Origin of the sequence: Mesorhizobium sp. M5C.F.Ca.IN.020.29.1.1 (assembly GCF_003997375.1) — a bacterium.
GTDB classification, from domain to species: domain Bacteria; phylum Pseudomonadota; class Alphaproteobacteria; order Rhizobiales; family Rhizobiaceae; genus Mesorhizobium; species Mesorhizobium wenxiniae.
The window spans coordinates 1-2,933 of sequence record NZ_RZSW01000648.1 but is presented as its reverse complement, the minus strand read 5'-3'; the positions used below and the strand labels follow the sequence as shown (position 1 = coordinate 2,933).

At 64.7% G+C, this 2,933-nt stretch carries 4 protein-coding genes; all 4 read right to left on the bottom strand.

All coding sequences use genetic code 11. The features are described 5' to 3' along the window. Nucleotides 1-214 precede the first annotated feature (214 nt). Nucleotides 215-649 (bottom strand): PaaI family thioesterase, encoded by a 435-nt coding sequence (locus EOA85_RS31480; protein WP_245486185.1) that lies wholly within the window; start codon nt 647-649, stop codon nt 215-217. After that, the gene (recO, locus tag EOA85_RS31475) at nt 646-1,422 is read right to left on the bottom strand and encodes a DNA repair protein RecO (protein WP_127212337.1); all 777 of its coding nucleotides are present in this window, start codon (nt 1,420-1,422) and stop codon (nt 646-648) included. Before recO ends, EOA85_RS31480 begins: the two co-directional genes overlap by 4 nt. A gap of 134 nt (nt 1,423-1,556) precedes the next feature. Next, nucleotides 1,557-2,489, bottom strand: a complete 933-nt coding sequence (gene era, locus EOA85_RS31470; protein WP_127212336.1) for a GTPase Era — start codon at nt 2,487-2,489, stop codon at nt 1,557-1,559. Then, nucleotides 2,486-2,933, bottom strand: a 448-nt coding sequence (locus EOA85_RS31465) for a putative dsRNA-binding protein (protein ID WP_245486183.1), incomplete at its 5' end; no start/stop codon positions are given. The genes era and EOA85_RS31465, both read right to left, overlap by 4 nt.

Genomic DNA, 2,933 nt, shown 5'->3' with positions numbered 1-2,933 from the left:
CAGCAAATACGGCGGCCAGACGGCCACACTACAGCGCCGCGCGTCCTTTCGGACGCGCAAAGGACGCTGTAGCGCCTTAATTTTCCGCATGATCCTTTCCGAAAACCTATTCGATTTTCGGGGTCATGCGGCAGTCAGCGCGCCGCCAGATTGGCCGCCGGAAAGATCGAGCACGTTTCGGTGCCGAAAGCCAGCAGCTTGCCGTTGGCATCCTTCAGCGTTGCTTCCGAAACCGCCAATGTGCGGCCCTTGTGCACCACCCTGCCCTCGCACACCACCTCGCCGGTCTTCGCGTGATCGGCCGTGTCAGGTTCACCTTGAACTCCGCCGTCGTATAGACCTCGCCCTTGTCGAGCAGCGTTTGCACCCCGCAGGCAAGAGCCGAATCCGAGCGTCGCGGCCCAGCCGCCATGCACCCACCCAGCGGATTGAGATAGCGCTCGTTCGGCATGCCGCGGAACACCGCGCGTCCTTCCGACACTTCGGTCAGGTCGAAACTGAGCTGGAACGAAATCGGCGGCGCCGGGTATTTGTTGTCGATGATGCGCTGGAGCAATTCCAGGCCGGTATATCTAGAGATGTCGCCGTGCGGAATGGTGCCGAGGCCGAGCCGCGAGACCCGGCCGGGATAGAGTTCCACTTTGCTCATGTAATGTTTTCTCCGGCGGCGGTCTCGGCGCCAATCTCCTTGCCCGCCGCGTGGTGCTTGCGCACGGCGGCGAGGAAGCCGGCGCGGGCACCGGGCGCCTCGATCCCGCGCGGCTCGTAGACATGGCGGGTAAAAAAGAAGCCGGTCAGCCGGAAGGCATCCTCGATCGCCGCCGGATCGGCGCGCAGGCCGGAGCCGCGCTGCAGGAATGCGGGGAGCACCAGCATCTTGTCGCGCCAAGGCGCGCCTGCGGCGCGTGACACGGCGCGCCCGGATTTCGGCGAGACATAGGCAAGGTCCTGCCTGGCGCCGGTCGCAGCACACTGGCTGAGATCGAGGCCGAAGCCGAGTTCGTCGAGAATCAGCAACTCGAAGCGCGCCACCAGCTCGCCGGCGGCGTCCGTATCGTCGAGGTGGGCGATCATCACGGCCAACGTCTCGTAGAGGCCGCCATGAGCGTCGCGCTCGGGCAGCAGGCGCAGATGCGCAGCCATGGTTTGCAGCCCATAGATGGCGACGGCGCTGTCCATGAGCCGGGCGGCGTTCATCTCGATCGCTTCGGCCTGAAAGGTGCCAAGATGTTCGTCGAGCCGCGCCCGCCACAACAGGTCGACACGGTTGCCGGGCTGCAGAACGGGCTGCTGCTTGCGCGAGCGGCCGCCGCGCACAAGGCCGAGGTGGCGGCCATGCGCACGAGTCATGACCTCAAGAATGGCGCTGGTTTCGCCATGCTTGCGGGTGCCGAGAATGATTCCCTCGTCGCGCCACTCCATCAACGGAGCTTGTCACCGCTTCGGTGGCGAAATCAAGATTGGGTTTTTGGGCCGCGCGCTGGTGATCGGCGAGCACTCGGCAGGGAAATTACGTGGCGTCCAACCGGCTCAGGAGAGCTGTGTCGATAGTGACGTTAATGTGGAAACTCCAACCCCATCTCGCGATAGCGTTCGGGGTCGTCGCCCCAGTTCTCGCGCACCTTGACGAACAGGAAAAGATGCACCTTCTGTTCGAGGATACCGGATATCTCCATGCGTGCCGCCTGGCCGATGGCACGGATCGTCTCGCCCTTGTGGCCGAGCACGATCTTCTTCTGGCTGTCACGCTCGACATAGATGGTCTGGTCGATGCGCACCGAGCCGTCCTTCTTCTCCTCCCATTTTTCGGTCTCGATATGGGAGGAATAGGGCAGTTCCTGATGCAGCCTGAGATAGAGCTTTTCGCGAGTGATCTCGGCCGCCAGCTGACGCATCGGCAGGTCGGAGATCTGGTCTTCCGGGTAATACCAGGGGCCGGCAGGCAGGGTTTCCGAGAGATAGTCGAGCAGGTCCTTGCAGCCCGACCCGGTTAGCGCCGAGACCATGAAAGTGCGCTTGAAGGGCACTTTTTCGTTGGCTGCCGCCGACAGGGCCAGCAGCGCCTCGGGCTTGACCCCGTCGACCTTGTTGAGGATCAGCACCATCGGCTGGCGGACATCCTTCAGCCGTTCGAGGATCGCGTCGGCGTCGCCCCTGATGCCGCGCTCGGCGTCGATCAGCAACAGCACGATGTCGGCGTCCTTGGCGCCGCCCCAGGCGGTCGTCACCATCGCCGTGTCCAACCGCCGCTTCGGCTTGAAGATGCCCGGCGTGTCGACGAAGACGATCTGGGCGTTATTGTGGATGGCAATGCCGCGCACGATGGCGCGCGTCGTCTGCACCTTGTGGGTGACGATCGACACCTTGGCGCCGACCAGTTGGTTGACCAGCGTCGATTTTCCCGCATTGGGCGCGCCGATCAACGCGACGAAGCCAGAGTGCGTGGTGGTGGCTCCTGCTGCCGGCGGAACGTCTTCGGTGGCGGTCATGCCGCGCTCCCCTTGCTTAGCCAGACGCCTTCGCGCAACAGCAGTGCAGTAGCGGCGGCTTGCTCGGCCTCGCGCTTGGAGCGCCCGCTGCCGGTCGCCGGCGGAAAGGCGCCGACCTTGACGCTGACGGTGAACAGCGGATCGTGGTCCGGTCCCTCGCGGCTGTCAATTATGTAGACCGGCACGGCGCCTGCGGCCTGATGCGCCCATTCCTGCAGTTCGGTCTTGGCATCGCGGCGGGCGGCACCGATGGCCTGCGAGCGCGGCCGCCAGTAGTTGCGGATGAAGGCGCGGGCCGCCTCCAGTCCGCCGTCGAGATAGAGCACGGCGATCAGCGATTCCAGCGCATCAGCCCGCAGATTGACGCGCTTGCGCCCGTCCAGGCCGCGTACGTCCGAGCCGGCACGGATCAGCTCCGGCAGGCCGATCTCCTCGGCGATCTCC

Excerpts from the sequence above, each read along its gene's own strand:
- EOA85_RS31480 (WP_245486185.1), bottom strand. The coding sequence starts at position 649 with ATGAGCAAAGTGGAACTCTATCCCGGCCGGGTCTCGCGGCTCGGCCTC.
- recO (WP_127212337.1), bottom strand. The coding sequence starts at position 1,422 with ATGGAGTGGCGCGACGAGGGAATCATTCTCGGCACCCGCAAGCATGGC.
- era (WP_127212336.1), bottom strand. The coding sequence starts at position 2,489 with ATGACCGCCACCGAAGACGTTCCGCCGGCAGCAGGAGCCACCACCACG.